This window comes from Methylophilus sp. E2MeOHC9 (assembly GCF_058744375.1).
In genome coordinates this window covers 1,333,765-1,351,724 of record NZ_CP196024.1, presented here as the reverse complement: position 1 = coordinate 1,351,724, position 17,960 = coordinate 1,333,765, and the positions used below count along the sequence as shown (strand labels likewise).

At 47.6% G+C, this 17,960-nt stretch carries 16 protein-coding genes; 4 read left to right on the top strand and 12 right to left on the bottom strand.

Features of this window, described 5'->3' with window-relative positions; translation table 11 throughout:
* Positions 1-130: 130 nt before the first annotated feature.
* The 8 genes from ACSSVF_RS06495 to ACSSVF_RS06460 form a co-directional block, all read right to left on the bottom strand.
* Positions 131-3,304: a hypothetical protein gene (locus tag ACSSVF_RS06495; RefSeq protein WP_492406099.1), complete on the bottom strand. Its 3,174-nt coding sequence runs from the start codon at positions 3,302-3,304 to the stop codon at positions 131-133.
* A gap of 13 nt (positions 3,305-3,317) precedes the next feature.
* On the bottom strand, positions 3,318-3,761 hold the full coding sequence (locus ACSSVF_RS06490; protein ID WP_492406098.1) for a hypothetical protein: 444 nt from the start codon (positions 3,759-3,761) through the stop codon (positions 3,318-3,320).
* On the bottom strand, positions 3,758-4,534 hold the full coding sequence (locus tag ACSSVF_RS06485; protein ID WP_492406097.1) for a prepilin-type N-terminal cleavage/methylation domain-containing protein: 777 nt from the start codon (positions 4,532-4,534) through the stop codon (positions 3,758-3,760). Before ACSSVF_RS06485 ends, ACSSVF_RS06490 begins: the two co-directional genes overlap by 4 nt.
* A 16-nt stretch (positions 4,535-4,550) precedes the next feature.
* Positions 4,551-5,174, bottom strand: a complete 624-nt coding sequence (locus ACSSVF_RS06480; protein ID WP_492406096.1) for a type IV pilus modification PilV family protein — start codon at positions 5,172-5,174, stop codon at positions 4,551-4,553.
* A gap of 32 nt (positions 5,175-5,206) precedes the next feature.
* Entirely contained in the window at positions 5,207-5,662 is a 456-nt protein-coding gene (locus tag ACSSVF_RS06475) for a pilus assembly FimT family protein (protein ID WP_492406095.1), read from the bottom strand.
* A gap of 9 nt (positions 5,663-5,671) precedes the next feature.
* A complete protein-coding gene (locus ACSSVF_RS06470; RefSeq protein WP_492406094.1) occupies positions 5,672-6,091 on the bottom strand; it encodes a type II secretion system protein in 420 nt (139 codons plus the stop codon).
* 235 nt (positions 6,092-6,326) lie between these two features.
* Positions 6,327-7,541, bottom strand: a complete 1,215-nt coding sequence (locus ACSSVF_RS06465) for a type II secretion system F family protein (RefSeq protein WP_492406093.1) — start codon at positions 7,539-7,541, stop codon at positions 6,327-6,329.
* A gap of 5 nt (positions 7,542-7,546) precedes the next feature.
* Positions 7,547-9,199: a GspE/PulE family protein gene (locus ACSSVF_RS06460; protein WP_492406092.1), complete on the bottom strand. Its 1,653-nt coding sequence runs from the start codon at positions 9,197-9,199 to the stop codon at positions 7,547-7,549.
* A gap of 141 nt (positions 9,200-9,340) precedes the next feature.
* On the opposite strand from ACSSVF_RS06460, the gene trmL reads away from it, so the two are divergent.
* The 4 genes from trmL to ACSSVF_RS06440 all read left to right on the top strand — a co-directional run bounded on the left by trmL (position 9,341) and on the right by ACSSVF_RS06440 (position 14,810).
* Entirely contained in the window at positions 9,341-9,805 is a 465-nt protein-coding gene (trmL, locus tag ACSSVF_RS06455; protein WP_492406091.1) for a tRNA (uridine(34)/cytosine(34)/5-carboxymethylaminomethyluridine(34)-2'-O)-methyltransferase TrmL, read from the top strand.
* A gap of 225 nt (positions 9,806-10,030) precedes the next feature.
* Positions 10,031-12,199: a UvrD-helicase domain-containing protein gene (locus ACSSVF_RS06450; protein ID WP_492406090.1), complete on the top strand. Its 2,169-nt coding sequence runs from the start codon at positions 10,031-10,033 to the stop codon at positions 12,197-12,199.
* A gap of 61 nt (positions 12,200-12,260) precedes the next feature.
* On the top strand, positions 12,261-13,985 hold the full coding sequence (locus tag ACSSVF_RS06445) for a PglL family O-oligosaccharyltransferase (RefSeq protein ID WP_492406089.1): 1,725 nt from the start codon (positions 12,261-12,263) through the stop codon (positions 13,983-13,985).
* A gap of 225 nt (positions 13,986-14,210) precedes the next feature.
* On the top strand, positions 14,211-14,810 hold the full coding sequence (locus ACSSVF_RS06440; protein WP_492406088.1) for a PEP-CTERM sorting domain-containing protein: 600 nt from the start codon (positions 14,211-14,213) through the stop codon (positions 14,808-14,810).
* A gap of 92 nt (positions 14,811-14,902) precedes the next feature.
* On the opposite strand, the gene ACSSVF_RS06435 is transcribed toward ACSSVF_RS06440, so the two are convergent.
* The 4 genes from ACSSVF_RS06435 to ACSSVF_RS06420 all read right to left on the bottom strand — a co-directional run bounded on the left by ACSSVF_RS06435 (position 14,903) and on the right by ACSSVF_RS06420 (position 17,899).
* Positions 14,903-15,685 (bottom strand): BPSS1780 family membrane protein, encoded by a 783-nt coding sequence (locus tag ACSSVF_RS06435; protein ID WP_492406087.1) that lies wholly within the window; start codon positions 15,683-15,685, stop codon positions 14,903-14,905.
* Between the two features lie 23 nt (positions 15,686-15,708).
* Positions 15,709-16,635, bottom strand: a complete 927-nt coding sequence (locus tag ACSSVF_RS06430) for a homoserine kinase (protein ID WP_492406086.1) — start codon at positions 16,633-16,635, stop codon at positions 15,709-15,711.
* A gap of 46 nt (positions 16,636-16,681) precedes the next feature.
* Positions 16,682-17,026, bottom strand: a complete 345-nt coding sequence (locus ACSSVF_RS06425) for a DUF2782 domain-containing protein (RefSeq protein ID WP_492406085.1) — start codon at positions 17,024-17,026, stop codon at positions 16,682-16,684.
* Positions 17,027-17,173: 147 nt separating this feature from the next.
* Entirely contained in the window at positions 17,174-17,899 is a 726-nt protein-coding gene (locus tag ACSSVF_RS06420; protein ID WP_492406084.1) for an LOG family protein, read from the bottom strand.
* Positions 17,900-17,960 lie beyond the last annotated feature (61 nt).

Here is a 17,960-nt window from a genome sequence, read left to right as displayed (position 1 = left end):
CTGTATTAGTTACAAATAGTGTCAACAAATACGCCATCAAATTAGTGTTAGCAACTTTAGTGCCTGAATTAACGGTTCAATCCGGGGATTAAAAGAACAAAACCACCTGATTTAGGTGGTTTTGTGTGTACTAGAAGTTTTCTCGCATGTAGATGATGGGGGCTTTGTAGATGCCGAAAGAGGCTCGACCAACAGGATCCGGCCCACCCAACCACGGGATCACTCCACTTGTGGCATCCGACTCGGCTGAGCCAATACATGTTTTCTCTATATCGTCAGGAGGAACGGCCTTAGCACCCAGATTCACTTCTAAATCCACGCTCCCTATATTAGGCTTGCCATCCGTTCCAATTTTTGGTGCCGACAGCAGCATATTCAAAACACCACTACTCATCAGGGGACCACCTGAAATCTGTGTCTCACAGGGATTCAAATTCACTTTATACTTTTTCATCACGATAGTTGAAGGGGCGATAGTTGTACAACTGTCACCAACACTTCTGATGTACGTCCCATTAACTCCGCCAGTCCAATACTGCGCTTCAATCTGCACAGGTAATGGCAATAATTCCGAACCATGTGCCGGGATGATTGCAAGGCGGCCAAATCGATAATTCACAGTATTTAAAGGGGCCTGTGCAGGATTTGTTACAACCGTGACAGGAGTGATCACGGTCCCCTCATTTTGCTGTATCTCAGTATATATTGTCACAGCTTGCTCTGATATCCGGTTCGCGGGGCGAGATAATTTATGTTTCGCCTCAATTGCAGCAACTCCATTTAGCCAACTTCCAGTGACATTAGGTTTGGAATCACTGGCTGATAATGTTGCTCCATTGAGTGGGGATGCCGTGAATTTGAAATTGTCCCAATTTGCTAAAGAAAACTTTGCATAGCTACCTGTGTAATTTTGAGTCACATTACCAGCTGAGTTGATTGCACTGAGTGTGAATGGGGTTTTCAATCCTGCCGCACCTGGGGACGGTGGAGTTACGGTCGAAGGCGTATCCTGTCCATAATATACAAAACCTCCACACGCTGCGACAGCAGTACCTGGAACAACTTTAAATTTATCAGGGATAAAACGACCAAAATAATTACTCTCGGCGGCTGTCCCAAACGAGCAACCAAACAACTTTGGTGTCGCAGATGGATCATTATTAAACTGGCTCGCAGCAGCATTGTCACAATCGCCCTTAGCCGAATCTACCGCTGTAAATGTATCATCATACAAGGCCTGCGCCTTGAATTTGAAATGACCGACTTCACTATATTTGAAGTTAGCTGAACTCACCCCGGACGATGCTGCAAGGAAGTTACCATCTAGATCGCCAATCGCAGGCGCACTTGGGTGTGCCGTCAGGGGGTTATAACTTATCCCAGGATTTTTTGCCCTCACCTTAGGTGTCCCGTTATACCCTATCTCTCCAGTCGAAGCAGTCAGATTAAAACTTCCTGAACCAGCCCTGAACACTGGTGTGACCGTTTCCGATGGCGTTAATCCGGGCAAGGTTTGGACGGCATCTGTAGACGACACAGTCATTACCTGAGGACGAAGAGCAAAATTATCAGACGAACAACCCGACTTATTTAACGTCAAATCACGCACTTTGCATCTTAAAATCGGGCTGGCATTCTTCGGATAGGTGCCGAGCAGCATATTTGCTGCTGAGGCAGTAAACGTCACTTTTTTCCGACCGTTATCAGAGGAGGTGAAAGGCACAGTCTGAGAGGCGACCACCGTAGGCCCGCAGGTATTACCACTCTCGACTACCAAATCAACAGTTAACCCCAATGTTGAGTTGTAGCCACTGGATTGACTGCCACTGGCCAGCACGGCCACCACATCTACATCAAAATCCTTACCCAATACTTTGGTATATAGCGGATTGCGCTCAGAAGGACTGACTGTGAGGTTTTTATAAGTTAGCGTATTTTCCATACACTCAAACTTGTCTACACACGGCGTATTGGTAATGGCAAAACTGCAGCTTTGCGAGTTAGTCGAGGTATCCCAGCATTTCAGACCATTCAGTGGCGCAGCATTCAGTCCCGAATATCCAAATGTGTACACCCCCGCCGAGCTACCTTGCAGAGCATAAGTCCAGATGGGACCATTTGAGCCTATACTGAATTGCTGATTGGGAGATTTACTGACTGCTGGAATTCCAGGTACCAACGTTAAATCACCGGTCAAATCTCCTGAATAGATCAATTGATTATCAGGGCATGGCACTGCAGAAGACAAACAGGCTAAAACTTGTACATTAACAGGACATAATGAACTGGTGCCAGGATGCCTGACTTCAAGATGGTCATAAGCAGGCACAGCTGTAGACCCTACAACAAAGTCATAACTAAATGTATAATCTCCTGGAGCAGTGAAATCATACTCAATAGCCATGGCCGTATCTTTATAAACTTTACTCACAGTTCTATTCAAAGCTGGAGCAGTGCTATTCGACGCTTGAGCCGTGGTGATGTTGCAGTCAGTTAAGCTCCCGCCTTCACCCCAGAACTCATAATACCCAACGCACCAAGAATTAAACGCTCCATCTCTCTCGCGAAAAGTCTCAACCGTGTCTAAACCTGACGGCAAACCATCACTCTTCGGACACCCTCCACTGATGCGCGGATAAGTACCAATCACTTGTTTACCCTTGGGGTCCTTATACATAACACCGCAACCATTATCGTCGCCACCGAGGTAAGTATCTATCACGTGAAAGTAGCGTACATGGTTTGTTGTACTCACCGGATAACCTGCCGGAATTTTAATTTTTACATTTGCGGTGATAAAGTCATACGGGAAAATATAACTCCAGGTAATCTCCACCTCAGGTCCCGCTGGCGGCAGCTTAAACTTTGAAGTTGTTTGTTGCGTCTGCCCTTGTGAGATGGTTGCAGGCGTTGCGGCAGTGATTGAGCTATAAACTAACTGGTCATAGTGTACAAGAGTACTATTAGCAGCGATAGCGAGATGTTTAGGCCCATAAACCTGCTTATTCGCCCGCAGATACACTCCGTTATCCAATCGTTCAAGTACTGGCCTAGCGTCTGTATACCCTAAATTATCTATAGCCCACTGCCTATCTGGTGTGGATTTATCAGCAAAAACCTGACCTTTTTTATTTCTAACTACCTGAAGTTGTGTACTGTCATCGATAATAAAATGCAGCCCATCTCCACTTGTAGTGCCACCAGCTTTATTGATATGTACAAATCCAGCATTGGCACTCGTATAAAAAAACACTCCTGCTGTAAGCAAAAGTGTTTTTAATATTAATTTAGTGAATTTATGCACGAATAATTATCCTTTAGCTACACTCCTCAGTCCCAAATAGGCACCGACTGAGCGTAACTTTGATTTCTCGTTCAATATAGTCTTGTGCACCTGCGGCCCCCACTGACGCTCTCGAGATAATCGTATATATCCCGATATCCTGAGTGTCTCCCTTATCTTTCGGCACCACTCGGCTACAAGTCAGCACAATATTGAAACCATTAATCACAAATGGTGAAGGCGGTGTAGGACACACTTGCATGGTGGTTGAACCCGGCGATAACACTTGATATGCCGCCCACTCTATGCCAGCCCTGGCTGCAAGATAAGCCCGTGCACCTTGAATATCTTGCGTAGTCCCCATATTGGCGAGCAAAGACAAACGCATGGCGTAACCAACAAGTCCAGCCAATATCACGAGTAAAAATATTGCCACAGGCAACATCAAACCATTTTGGCGAATAACTGTATTTTTCATGGTGAATTCACCACATTGATCAAGTTCAGCAACCTGACAATCCCACCGCGTTTTTCCAGTTGAAGCTGGGCGGTCACAACACCGGAGTGTTGCATTACGCCTTCGGTATAAGTAAAACTGCATCCTGTGACATCCTCGGCAACAATGCTTGGGCTCAACCCTGAAAAACTTGTCGGATGTTGTGGTAAGGCTTGGGGCGTGGATGGAATAGCAATATTGGAATACATTAACAAGCGTTTATTGGCAAGATCGCATGCATAAATCACAGCGCCATTGACAACATAGAAGCGATTGGCCGGTGATGGTAGTGGAAACATAGTGCCCGAGAATGTCAGTGTACTTGAGCTACTGCCAGTAATCGTGCGCACCGTGTTGCCTGCATAAGCATCAGCACCATCAATCCCCAAGTTATAAATAACCATCTGATCGCCAGCACCCACTGGGACCATGTCACCAAGCACGGTGAAGGTGTATGGAGGCGGATTGCCAGTTAAAAAATCCAATGAGTCCTGTTTATAACGCCCTCCGGCTTTGATCGGAACAAATTCAACATATAACCCGTTTGACGAAACCCACACGCTATTAGGTAATGCGTTTCTGATATCGCGTGACATACGCCGTAAAGACACATCTGCGCGATCGGCTAACTCATAATAAGCCTCTGAGTTCACATAGGCTAATACCGAATTTTTAATAAAGGTAACCGAGATACCGCCTAAAATCGCAACAACGACGATGACAACCACCAGCTCAACGAGCGTAAAACCAGTCATCTGCGCTCGTAATGACTTAAACTTTGGGCGCATAACGTACCTTGAAGCCAGTCAGTTGTATCGTAGTATTAACAGGACCTTTCACAGTCACCACAATCTGCAACACTGCATCTGCAGGCAGTCCAATAAATGCCCCAGTACCGCCAGCCTGCGCAATCGCCACAGAAGCTACATATGCATTTAAACCCGTAAGAGCCGCTGAGCTACCGATACGACAAATACCAGAGCAGCCACCGCCAGGCATGGTAAATCCACCATAATCAGCCACATTATCAAACGGGTTGGTTGCACTGTAGCGACTTTCAAGTGAAGGTGTCGGGCCATTTAAACTGGCATTCTGTGGATTGGTGCAATCTCCATAACCATTAGCGGTAGAAGCATTTGCATCATCGGGGTCGCAGAAAGTGAATGGCATTTGCTGGATTTCTTGCATGAGTGATTCACCAATCGCCAGCGCTTGTTTGCGTACCAGAGGGTTAGCGGAGTGGCCACTCATCCATGCCAAAGCACCGAGAACGCCAGCAATAGCAGTCGTGACAATCACAATAAATACCACCAACTCCACTAAAGTAAAACCTTTGGCGGGCTGTCGATAAAAGCGAGATCGCTTTTTAATATTATTTTTGTCTGTATTGGTCATTGCATCATCTCGCCTGCCAACCAGATGGCATATTAGTGGATATAACCGGTATTTGCCTCAACCAGGATGTTCACTACCTGAGCAAAATTTTTTCTATTACTTACTTTATACTTCGCCAACTCATCCGGTACGGCCCGCCCCAAAGAGTCAAATCCAAGACTGGCATTAGATGGCACAACCTCAACATTTTTTGAAACGCTAAAAATATACGCGCCGCCAGTTTCTGGATTGATCACCGCCTGATTGCAGCTAACATCGAAACATAGACTCACCTTACCTGGCAAAGGGCTGGCAGTATGTATCGCATACACGATCTTTCGCTGAGCGATGGCAGTTTTTTGTGCATACCGGATGGTAGAAGCAAGTAAACCCGCGTCACCGCGGGTTTCGAAGATATCTCCATTCGCAAACCTGGGGGCAGCTACCGCCGCCAGTATCCCCATTATTGAGATCACGACCACTAACTCAACAAGGGTAAAGCCCTTCATTGTAAAACCTTATGGGCAATTTGCAGTAACTGCTGCCAAACCAGTAGCAGGCGTGTAAGTCACGACACAAGTTCCTTTGGTATATGTTCCGGCTCCAGCGTTAAATGTAAAACCAGCCCTATCCTGAATCGCCGCATCAATGCCAGCAGCACTCGAAACAGGCCAGCCTTCGCCAGTAGTTCCCGCAGCATTCACAGTAACATCGATATTATCCATTTTTACGGTTGTGCCCGAAGCACCGCCAGCCACCCAAGCAGCCTTAGCCAAACTTGCAGCTGATGAGACGGCACCAGCCAACCCTTGTGCAGCCGCTTTTTGCGCACTTGATTGCACATTGATAAATCGTGGCAAGGCCGTTGCCGCCAAGATTCCCAACACTGCAATTACCACAACCAATTCAACCAATGTAAAGCCAGCCTGTTTATTCATTGCAAAGACTCCTATCAAAATTTCCTGCCTTTATTCGCACAGTGACAGGTAAAAACTGCGTTAGTTAGTAAAAAGCAAATAGTGTGCCAGACAATTTTGGTCCTATTTGCTGAATCGTATCATTACAACTATTAATGCGACAATATTTTATGTTATCGGCTAAATACAACAATCTTTAATGGTTAATTTATTATAAGTAAAAACTTTACCTGCAAGCATCCTGGATTGTTACCGCTTAAGTACCCTTAAGCATGGTTGAACTCATATCCCATATCGGCAAAAACACGCCTAATGCTAGAATCAAGACTAAAACACCCAGGAAAATAATCATAATTGGTTCGATTTGAGCGCCTAGCGTTTTAACGTCGTACTCAACATCTGCCTGATACATATCAGCAATTTCCTGCATCAAATCATCTAGCGAACCAGACTCTTCGCCCACTGCTATCATTTGCAATACCAGAGGGTTAAACACACCTGTCTGCGTAGCCGTTCTTAAAATAGTTTCTCCACGTTCAATCCCCGAGGACATACCAAGAATTTTGATCGCTATGTAATCATTTTCAACCGTCTGCGAAACCAAGCGCAATGCCGAAAGAATCGGCAATCCACTTCGAGTGGATAATGCAAAGCTGCGTGCAAACCTTGCCATAGTCCCTTTAAAAATAATTTTCCCGGCAATAGGAATGCGCATCTTTACCCTATCCCATTGTGAACGGCCATTAGATGTACTGATATAAGATTTAAACACCCACCAAGCACCCACAACCATTGCGATCAGCACAAACCAATAATTACGCATAAAATTGGAAAACCCAATTAACATCTTTGTAATTAAGGGTAAATCAGCATTCATAGTGGCGAATACTTTTTCAAATTGGGGGATCACCATAATGTTAATCACCACAATTGCAATCGCCATCGCAATCATCACGAACATAGGGTAACGCAAAGCAGACTTAATTTGGCCACGCATGAATCGCTCAAATTCAATATGCTCAGCCAAACGGAGAAAAATATTATCGAGATTACCCGTTGTTTCACCAACTCGAATCATGCTTATATAAAAACCGTCAAATACTTTAGGGTGCTCAGCCATGGCTGCAGATAGCTCCCGCCCTGAATCAAGACTAACGCGCAACTGCCCTACAACCTTTGCTAATTGCAGATTACCTACCGAGCTCTGAATGCCGCTTAAAGCCCGCATAATTGGAATGCCGGCTTTAAGTAATGTATACAACTGGCGACTAAATAGCATTACATCAAGACTCTCAATCTTTTCCTCGAAAAGATTAAAGCTAACTGAAACTGCAGACTTTTGTTTAATTTCAAGCGGTGTGATTTTAGAGACCATGAGCGCTGCGCCCAGTGCATCAAAATCGGTCGCTTCCTGCGTACCAGTCACAATCAAACCATCTTCGCTACGCCCTTTGTAATCAAATAATGGCATCTGCTCTACCCTTCAAACTGATTATCCACACGCATGATTTCATCGAGAGTCGTTTTACCCTGTAAAGCGAGTTGCAAAGACTGGTCGCGTAAGGTTTGTCCTTTAAGCTTTTCGCGCGCTTTAGTAATAAAGATATTGGTATCTGTCATGTTGGCTGCCAAAGCAAGATCATTGGTCATCTCAAGCAATTCATATAAGCCGACACGCCCCAGATAACCGGTGCGGTTGCAATGCTGGCAACCTTTGCCATGTTTGAAAAAAGCGGGGATTTCTTCTTGCGGTAACACTTGGCGCAACCAGACAGTTTCAGCCTCACTCGGTGCATGCTCAACAGCACAATGCGGGCAAATTAACCTTACCAAACGTTGCGCCATCACCCCAATCAATGACATTGCCACCATAAAGCGTGGCACACCCATATCAATCAAACGCACCGGGGCAGTGGAAGCATCGTTGGTATGCAATGTGGATAACACCAGGTGACCGGTCATGGACGCACGCAAACCAGTTTGGGCAGTTTCCTCATCCCGCATCTCACCGACCAGGACGATATCCGGGTCTTGACGCAAAATAGCACGTAGTAGCTTGGGGAAGTCGAGCTCGATTTTTTCACTGACCTGGGTTTGGATAATGCCAGGCAAGCGATACTCTACCGGGTCTTCAACCGTGATCACTTTCGTTTCAGGCGTATTCAGTTCACTTAATGCAGAATAAAGCGTGGTGGTTTTACCGCTACCGGTTGGCCCGGTGACCAGCACCATGCCACTGGGCCGGTTGATCATTCTGCGGAAGCGCGCCAGTAACTCAGGCGGCATGCCTAGTTTGTCTAGCTGGAAATGCGCAGTATTCTGGATCAACAGCCGCATGACCACGGTTTCACCATACTGGGTAGGCATGGTAGAAATACGCATATCGACCGCACGGCCTTTGACGGTAAACCCGAAGCGGCCATCCTGCGGCAAACGCTTCTCGGAAATATCCAGGCCCGCCATGATTTTTAAACGCATGATCAGTGCGGAAACGATCTTCATATCCGCCTGGGTTTGAAAGTGCATCACGCCATCAATCCGGAAACGGATCAACAACTTGTTTTCTTGCGGTTCGATATGTACATCAGAAGCCCGTACCTGCACCGCATCTTCAAAAATGGTCTGCAAAAGTTTAACGACCGGGGCATCATCAATCCCCAGGTCTACGCCCATCAGGCTGGCGAGATCCACATTGCTGGCGGCCAGATCTTCTTGCAGCTCAAGCGCCAGGGAAGAGATTTGTTCGGTTTGTCGATAAGAGCGATCGATCGTCTGCATGAGCAGACTTTCCTGCACGACGACAATTTCAATATCGCGCTTGAGTAAACGGACTAACTCATCATAAGCATACACATCTGAAGGATCGACCATAGCGATCAGGAAGCTGTCGATGCGTTCTTCCAGCAGAATGGCACGGAACCGCCTGGATTGGACTTCCGGCAGCTTTTGCACCTGCTTGACGTCCAGTTCGTACTGCCCCAGATCAAGGAAAGGGATATTCAGTTGATGTGCTACTGCCTCGGCAATTTGCCGTTCACTGGCAAACCCTTTATCGGCAATGACGCGACCCAGGCGGCGGCCTGTCTTGCGCTGTTCTTCCAGCGCTTGATCAAGCTGAGCTTGGGTCATGTAATTCTGTCTGACTAGAATTTCCCCTAGTCTAATTTTTTCGGGACGTGCCATGGCTTTTTAATTATTTATCGTAATAGATATTTTCATCTATCATATCATCAACATTCCAATCTTACATTTGTAAACAAACCGCAAAACATGTTTCATATCGTGCTTTTTGAACCAGAAATTCCGCCTAATACGGGAAATATCATCCGCTTGTGTGCCAACGCCGGTGCTAGCCTGCACTTGATCAAACCTTTAGGATTCGAGTTATCAGACAAACATCTGAAACGGGCCGGGCTCGATTATCATGAATATGCTGCATTAAACGTCTACGAAAACTGGGCGGCTTGCCAGCAGGCCTTGCAAGAAAAACGCATGTTTGCCATCACCACGAAAGGCAGCACCAGGCATACAGATCTAGCATTTAAAGACGAAGATGTCTTTGTTTTTGGGCCAGAGTCTCGCGGCTTGCCGGAAGACATTCGTGCCCAATTCGCAGCAGAACATAGAGTCAGGCTTCCCATGTTGCCGCATAGCAGAAGCCTCAACTTATCAAACTCTGCCGCCATCCTTTTATATGAAGCCTGGCGCCAGACCGGTTTTACCGGTGGCGTTTGAAACGGACAAAAAAAACCCCGATTAAGGGGTAAATCGGGGCAACAGGCCTCATCGTAAAGGCTTCCGCTCAGGGAGGAAAGAAGCGGAAAGATGATTCATCATCATCGTATTTGTATGAGTGCGCACAAATTCAAAAAGTTCCAGCCGAATTATTTATGCATATGTATACAGATTTGATCGCGCGGGATTGTCTGCTCAAATGCCACATCATGCGATAATAATAAGATGCAATCTGAAATCGATTTATTACAGGGCCTGAACGACAAACAACTGCAAGCGGTCACCCTGCCGCACGTCTCGGCGCTGATCCTGGCGGGCGCGGGCAGTGGCAAAACCCGGGTGCTGACTACCCGTATCGCCTGGCTGATCCAAACCTCTCAAACTTCGCCTATGGGCATCATGGCAGTGACCTTTACCAACAAGGCTGCCAAAGAGATGCTGACGCGATTGACCAGCATGCTACCGATCAATACCCGCGGCATGTGGGCAGGCACATTCCACGGCTTGTGCAACCGCATGTTGCGTGCGCATTATCGTGAAGCCGGATTGCCCAGCACTTTTCAGATACTGGACACAGCCGACCAGCTCTCTGCCATCAAACGCGTGATGAAAATCATGAATGTCGATGACGAAAAGTACCCGCCCAAACAAGCCATGGGCTATATCAACAGCTGCAAGGAAGAAGGGTTACGCGCGGATGCCGTCGATGCTTACGATGGCCATAGCCAGAAACTACGCGAGATTTACGCGGCCTATGACCAGCAATGTAACCGTGATGGCGTCACCGACTTTGCCGAACTGTTGTTGCGTTGCTATGAACTGTTGCAACGAGAGCCGCATATTCGCGCGCATTACCAGCAGCGTTTCCAATATATCCTGGTGGACGAATTCCAGGACACCAACCGCTTGCAATATTTATGGCTAAAACTGCTGGGCGGTGCGCACAACAGTATCTTTGCCGTAGGTGACGATGACCAGAGTATTTATGCTTTCCGTGGGGCGCGTGTCGGCAATATGACCGATTTCCAGCGCGACTTTAAAGTCGAGAACATCGTCAAACTGGAAGAAAACTATCGCTCGCATAGCAATATTCTGGATGCAGCCAACGCCATCATTACCAATAACAGCAACCGTCTTGGTAAAAATTTGTGGACTTCAGCCGGCAAAGGCGAGCCTATCCGCATTTATGAAGCCTATAACGATACCGATGAATCCCAATTCATTGTCGATGAAGTGAATATGCTGCAAAGCGAAGGCGTGGCATTGAGCGATATCGCCCTGCTCTACCGCAGCAATGCGCAATCGCGTATTTTGGAACACTCTCTGTTCTCGGCCAATATCCCTTACCGTGTGTATGGCGGTTTACGCTTTTTTGAGCGCGCCGAAGTCAAACACGCGCTTGCTTACATCCGCTTGATCGCCAATGCCAACGATGATACTGCGTTATTGCGCATCATCAACTTCCCGCCACGCGGCATAGGCGCGCGCGGCCTGGAGCAGTTGCAGGAAGCCGCACGCCAGAACGAATGCAGTTTATGGCAGGCAGCCACCAACAAGGTAGGCGAAGGCATGCTGGGCAGCAAAGGGCTGGAAGGCTTCGTGGCGCTAATCCGCCATATGGTAGACCAGACTTATGGCATCACCCTGGGTGAGGTGGCAGAAATGGTCATCACCCTGAGCGGATTGATGGCCCACTACCAAAACGACAAAGAAGGCGAAGACCGGGTTGAAAACCTGCAGGAGCTGGTCACCGCAGCCGTCGCTTTCAGCAAACAGGATTTAGGCAACCACCATAACATGGAGGAAGATGCTGACCTCATGACCCAGTTTCTTAACCATGCCAGCCTGGAAGCCGGCGACCATCAGGCTGATGTCGGCCATGAAGCATTGCAATTGATGACTGTGCACGCAGCTAAAGGATTAGAGTTTCATAGCGTGTTTATTGGTGGAGTTGAAGAAGGTTTATTCCCGCACGAGCAGGCTGCCTACGAAAACGGCGGGCTGGAAGAAGAGCGCCGGCTGATGTATGTCGCAGTGACGCGTGCACGCCAGCGCTTGTATTTAAGCTACGCGCAAAGCCGCATGTTGCATGGGCAGGTACGTTACGGCATCGCCTCGCGGTTTATTGATGAAATACCGGTAGAGCTGACCAAACGACTCAACAGCAAACCTGTTGCCAAGACCTATGCCACTGGTGGCCAATATGCGCCTGCCAAGAGCACACAAGCCGGTTACCCTTTTAAAATTGGCCAAGGCGTGCGCCATGGCAAATTTGGCGAAGGTGTAGTGGTCAGCTATGAGGGGAACGCCAGTGATTTGGCAGTGAAAGTCAACTTTGGCAGTGCGGGATTAAAAACACTGATGCTCGAATATGCCAAGCTGGAAAAAATCTAACTAAGGCATGCTAAAACGGCTTGCACTTAGAGTGACATCTCCACAGGCCAGCCTGTACTTGATGGCAATGATGTTTAGCCTGCCGTTTATCATTGCCTACCACGATGTTCCGATTGCGACATTTTATGGGGAGTGGCTGGCAGCTGCTTTCGGGCTACTGGCATTGCTAGGACTACTGAATCCTCGCTACTTGCAAGCCATGCAAATGCCCAGAATCGGGCTCGTTTTTGCAGGGCTATTACTCATCTGCAACCTGCAGTTAATGAGCCAGCCCCAGCTTTCACCTCAACATAACTTATTGATTCAACTGTATCTGTTATGGGCCTGCTTGTTAACGATCCTGGGTCACCACTTGAGCATACATCTGAGTGCAGGGAAAATAGCAGGCACTCTCGCCAAGGCTGTGGTGATTGCGGCGGCAATAAATGCCAGCTTTTTTGTTCTACAAATCCTGCAACGGCTGGGATGGCAGTTGCCCATCCCCACCCTTCAAAGCTATGGCATGCTTGCTCAAACCAATCAATTTTCAGACTTTATAAGCCTGGCCATTGTTTCATTGATGTATTTATATACCCAAAAACAGATCCGGTTTAAAACGCTGGCGATGGGTTTACTGGCAGGCTTAACCCTATTGTCGTTTTCTGGCTCACGCAGTTCTGTACTTTATTTAGCCATCATCGCATTGCTGAACTTTTTAATCTATATGGGACTCCGGCATCAAGCAAAGGAGACGTCCTCTGCCAAACAACTGCTTCACATCAGCCTGCTTCTACTGCCACTTTTCTTTCTGTTACAAATACTCCTGACAACTTTTCTGCCGCAAGCATTGATTCAGACACCTATCATGCGAACAATGGAGACGATGGGTACGCCATCAGCCTCATTACGCTGGCAGTTCTGGCATACCAGCCTCGCCCTGTTTAGCCAGTCGCCATGGCTGGGGATAGGCGCAGGTCAAATGCGCTGGCAGACTTATTTGATGTCAGATAACCCGATAGTAAATCCGGCACGCATCTTTTTCGAACATGCGCATAATCTATTTCTGAATTTATTAGCTGAAATGGGCTTGTTTGCCGGAGTGATGGTATTGCTAGGCCTGGCCATCTGGATTTATGGTTTTTTCAAACGAAACGCACTCACCTGGGAATCATGGTGGCTGCTTGGCGTGCTGGCAATCATTGGCGCACACAGCATGCTGGAATATCCATTATGGTACACACCGTTTTTAGGCATATGCGCTTTTTTGCTCGGCATGGGAGAGACCGCCAGCCTGGACCTGCGCCGGTTATCTCGTTCAGCACAACAATTACTCAAGTTTTCTCTTATTGCTGTGTTGGTTTACGGGGGGTATCAGTTGTATGTGATGCAACTCGGTTATCGGAAACTGGAAACCCAGATTACTGTTGCCAGTCAGGCCGATATGTCTGATTCACAAAAGCAGGCATTTGTAGAAGAGATGATCTGGGTGAGTGAATATACATTGCTGGCACCTTACGCTGAATTGGTATTGGCCACTTATATGCGCCCAAATATGGCGCAGTCAGATGTGCAATTAAAGATTGTTGAAAGTGCGATTCATTTTATTCCACTACGTATGCCCAGCTTGCACTACGTGACCTTGCTCGAACTGCGGCACAGACATACTGAAGCCATGCAACATCTCGAACGGATCCAGCTGCTTGCTGGTGGAAATTTAGAGGCTGATCTCCGAAAATTAGCGCCCGAAGATCAATCTATACTTAAAGGGTTATTGGCCGAAATAAACAAAGCCAATGCTAAAAGCTAATGTCTTGCAGTTTAAAGCAGGCGTTAAATACTCACCCGCCACGCGATAGATTGTTTTAACGGGTGTTTAAAGGAAAAAATAGCCAATCCCCATTGACAAAAGATTTACCTAGCATTACCCAAACGTACTATTGTGAGTTTGAATTTGATTTAGTATTCTAGAAACAATATTTAATAATAAGCTAGAAGCAAACCCTTAACCGGATTGCATTTGAGGAGTCAGAAAATGAAAAAATGGATGGCCGCATTAGCGTTTTTAGGCGCTGCCAACGCAGCATCTGCAGCATCTGCCACAGTGATAACCTTTGATGATCTGACGGGCGCAGGTGCTTTACCGGCTAACTATCAAGGTTTAACCTGGACTGGCTGGACTTATTTTGACACAGTTGATGAAAACCCATTCACTCCGGCATCCGGATTAACCAGAGCTTTTGTTGACGTATCAGCAAACAGCATCACTTCTGCAACAGCCTTTGTGTTCAATGGCTCGTTTTTATCTGGTTTTGGAGAACCAGTTGCTGACCCTGAAACAGATGAGCTTGGTGATCCCGATACAGTCCAATATTTGCTATATAAAAACAATACCCTGGTTTTTGAATCAGCCATTTTTAGCAGCTTAAGTGACACCCCGACCTACTTTGCCAGTGGTTTCAATGGGCTGGTGGATAAAGTGGTATATAAATCTGCCTATGGCGTTTATACAGTGGATAACGTGACCTATACAGCCAGCGCTGTTCCTGAACCAGAAAGCATCAGCTTGTTGTTGGCAGGCCTGGGAGTGACTGGCTTGATGCGTCGTCGCGCTCAAAAGAAAACGATTGCTTGAGCTTGAATTGATTTAAAAAGCGCATCGCTTAAAACACAAAACGCCTGCTCAATGCAGGCGTTTTTTATTGTATGACTAACAGAAGAAAATCGCTACTGAACCACAGTCGCAGCCCTGAACACGTCTTTGTAACTGATGTATTGGAAGGCAAACATCAAGGCATTAATCACCAGTAACGCGCCAAACACCAGCAACGGCATCAGCAACTCCGCCAGCATTGGAATCAAAGCACCCAGAATACCGATCACCAGACCCAGGCCCAGCATCACGATCAGCATACCCAGTGTCATCACCACCCATGAGATGATCATGGGGACAATGTATTGCAACATGCCTGCAATGCTGGATTTGATGGCTTTTGGCAAATCGTAGCCATTCAGGGCGATTAACATGGGTGAAAACCAGGTGGCAATGAACAATGGCAAAAGTAACAGCAGCAGTTTGACGATAAACGACAGGGTGCCCTCGAGAAACTGTGTCATCTGCGACTCTGTCATACCAGCCTTGGTAGGCGCATGTGCGACCAAAGCTGCCAATTCGCTGCCGAGCAGGTAAGTCGCCAATAATGCATAAATCAGGCAACTCAGGCCAAGCAATGTCAATGTTTTAAAGTGTGCCTGCAACTGCTGCCACACGACCCGCGGATGAATCTCTCCCTGCAAATCCATCTGCCGGTACAGCATGACGATAAAGGCCATACACGCCGGCCAGATCACGACAGAAAGCAATGCCAGTATCTTATCCAGCGAAGGCAATACCCTGAAAATGACAATATAGGCCAGTGACCAAAGCATCCAGACATGTGGCTGCGTTTTAAACAAGGCAAGACTCTCACGCACCCAGCGCAGGCCCTGTTGGGTTCCGGTTTCTGTCATGACTTTCCCTTTTTTTATCTTTTTTACGTTAAAGCTTTACGGTTAAGCAGCACCCGCTCAAAATGTGCCGGGTCCTTGGCATGCGTTAGTTCGCCCGCGACTGGATAGTGAAAATCATACAGGCGCGATAACCAGAAACGCAAGGCAGCCCGGCGCAAGAGTGCAGGCCAATGTGTTTTTTCGGTGGGCGTAAAGGCACGCACCGACTGATAGGCATTCATAAATACAGCCAGTTTTTCATCGACAAAAGCGCCATTGGCGTCTGCGCACCACTCATTGACAGCAATGGCGACGTCATAAGCCAGCACATCGTAACAGGCATAGTAAAAATCAATAAAGCCGCCCAGGGCGTCGCCATCAAACAGCACATTATCACGGAACAGATCGCCATGAATCACGCCGTGCGGCAACCCGGATAAATCCAGGCCATGCTGAAAATCAAGCTCTTCCTTTAACAAATGCTGCTGCACTGGTGCGAGTTTGGGCATGACTTGCTGGGCTGTCATTGCCCGCCAGCCTTGCCCGCGCTGGTTGTGCGACTGCTCATTAAAATCCAGCCCGGCAAGGTGCATACGCGCCAGGGTGTGTGCCACTGCCTCAATCTGCACCAGGTTGGGATGGCTGACGTCGCTGCCGTTGAGGCAGCTGACCATCAAGGCAGGCTTACCGTGAATGCGGTGGAGCGCGACGCCATTGGTATCTGCAATCGGCCTTGGGCATAACACGCCATGCCGTGACAGGTGCGCCAGCAAATGCTCAAAATAAGGCAGTTCATCAAAATCATTTTTTTCGAATACCGTCAGCACAAAACGTGCCTGCGTGGTTTCTACAAAATAATTGGTATTGGTGATACCGGCAGCGATACCGCGCAGCGTCTGCAATTCGCCAATACTAAACGGCGCCAGCCACTCGCGTACCTCTTCCAAACTCAGGGTGGTAAAAACAGACATGTGATTTACAGGCCCGCCCATTTCGGGCAGACCTCAAAGATTAGGATTAGAATCGGAACAGTGTCCATTTAGGCACGGAGAGCGGACGGGTCGGGCCATCATTGACCCAATCGCCATTGCGGTCTTCGCGATGCAAATAATAAGGTTTGCCGCTAGGTGGCGTCACTTTAACCATGTAGACGTCGCCATTAATACTGTACTCCTCAAGCTCATTTTCGCCATCTTTGCGCTTGGAAATAGTAGGCTGGTCTATCGGCTGGCCTTCAATGATTTTGGGCGGAGAAGGGACTTCCTCCAGCAATTCTGCATTGCCAGGGGCCGCTGCCCATACCGGCAGTACGATACCGGCAATACCTACAAGAGCAAGCAAGAAACGGGGAAAGTCACGCATGGAGAACTCCTTAATCAGTGATTGCTATTCTAGCAAAAAGCCGCCTCTAGGCGACACCTGCAATCACAATAACCGCGAAATAAATATATTAATCAATCAAATGGCCTGGCGCGGTGCGTACAGAAGTCATTTTCAGTGAAAAAACCCTTATAAATAAAGCTGCAGCTTGCGTTCAGCAGGGGTAAGCTCAAAACCGGTTGTTTCATAATGCTTGAATATGGCATCCACAATTGCTTGCGGCTCATCAATCAGTTGAATCAGGTCAAGATCGGCCTCTGACGCCATACCTTCCGCCACCAGCGTATTGCGCAGCCAATCCACCAGGCCTGACCAATACTGGCTGCCAACCAGGATGATAGGCAATTTGCGTGTTTTGCCGGTTTGCACCAGCGTGATGGCTTCCATCAATTCATCCAGCGTGCCAAAACCGCCCGGCATCACCACAAATGCGCTGGCATATTTGACGAACATCACTTTGCGCATGAAAAAATATTTGAAGCTGATGCCTATATCCTGGTACGGGTTGCCATGCTGCTCAAATGGCAGCCTGATATTCAAGCCCACACTGGCACCACGCCCGGGAAAAGCGCCTTTATTGGCGGCTTCCATAATGCCCGGGCCGCCGCCAGAAAGTACGCTAAAGCCGGAATCAGAGAGTAATCGCGCGATTTCTTCTGTCTGTTGATAGTAAGGATGGTCGGGCTTGGTGCGCGCACTGCCAAAAATGGATACGGCAGGCATAATCGCCTTGAGATTTTCGGTGGCACCCACAAACTCGGCCATAATCTCGAACGCATGCCAGGATTCATGGCTGGCATCAGCACCATTGAGCAATTCAGGCTCCACCATGCTGGGCAGCTTTTGGTTGTTCATACATCAGTCCTTCAAATTACAAACAAAATTAGTGTACATGAAGTGGCTTTGAATTGCGTAA

Coding starts and splice junctions, on each gene's coding strand:
- ACSSVF_RS06490 (WP_492406098.1), bottom strand. CDS start 3,761: ATGAAAAATACAGTTATTCGCCAAAATGGTTTGATGTTGCCTGTGGCA.
- ACSSVF_RS06485 (WP_492406097.1), bottom strand. CDS start 4,534: ATGACTGGTTTTACGCTCGTTGAGCTGGTGGTTGTCATCGTCGTTGTT.
- ACSSVF_RS06480 (WP_492406096.1), bottom strand. CDS start 5,174: ATGACCAATACAGACAAAAATAATATTAAAAAGCGATCTCGCTTTTAT.
- ACSSVF_RS06475 (WP_492406095.1), bottom strand. CDS start 5,662: ATGAAGGGCTTTACCCTTGTTGAGTTAGTGGTCGTGATCTCAATAATG.
- ACSSVF_RS06470 (WP_492406094.1), bottom strand. CDS start 6,091: ATGAATAAACAGGCTGGCTTTACATTGGTTGAATTGGTTGTGGTAATT.
- ACSSVF_RS06465 (WP_492406093.1), bottom strand. CDS start 7,541: ATGCCATTATTTGATTACAAAGGGCGTAGCGAAGATGGTTTGATTGTG.
- ACSSVF_RS06460 (WP_492406092.1), bottom strand. CDS start 9,199: ATGACCCAAGCTCAGCTTGATCAAGCGCTGGAAGAACAGCGCAAGACA.
- trmL (WP_492406091.1), top strand. CDS start 9,341: ATGTTTCATATCGTGCTTTTTGAACCAGAAATTCCGCCTAATACGGGA.
- ACSSVF_RS06450 (WP_492406090.1), top strand. CDS start 10,031: ATGCAATCTGAAATCGATTTATTACAGGGCCTGAACGACAAACAACTG.
- ACSSVF_RS06445 (WP_492406089.1), top strand. CDS start 12,261: ATGGCAATGATGTTTAGCCTGCCGTTTATCATTGCCTACCACGATGTT.
- ACSSVF_RS06440 (WP_492406088.1), top strand. CDS start 14,211: ATGAAAAAATGGATGGCCGCATTAGCGTTTTTAGGCGCTGCCAACGCA.
- ACSSVF_RS06435 (WP_492406087.1), bottom strand. CDS start 15,685: ATGACAGAAACCGGAACCCAACAGGGCCTGCGCTGGGTGCGTGAGAGT.
- ACSSVF_RS06430 (WP_492406086.1), bottom strand. CDS start 16,635: ATGTCTGTTTTTACCACCCTGAGTTTGGAAGAGGTACGCGAGTGGCTG.
- ACSSVF_RS06425 (WP_492406085.1), bottom strand. CDS start 17,026: ATGCGTGACTTTCCCCGTTTCTTGCTTGCTCTTGTAGGTATTGCCGGT.
- ACSSVF_RS06420 (WP_492406084.1), bottom strand. CDS start 17,899: ATGAACAACCAAAAGCTGCCCAGCATGGTGGAGCCTGAATTGCTCAAT.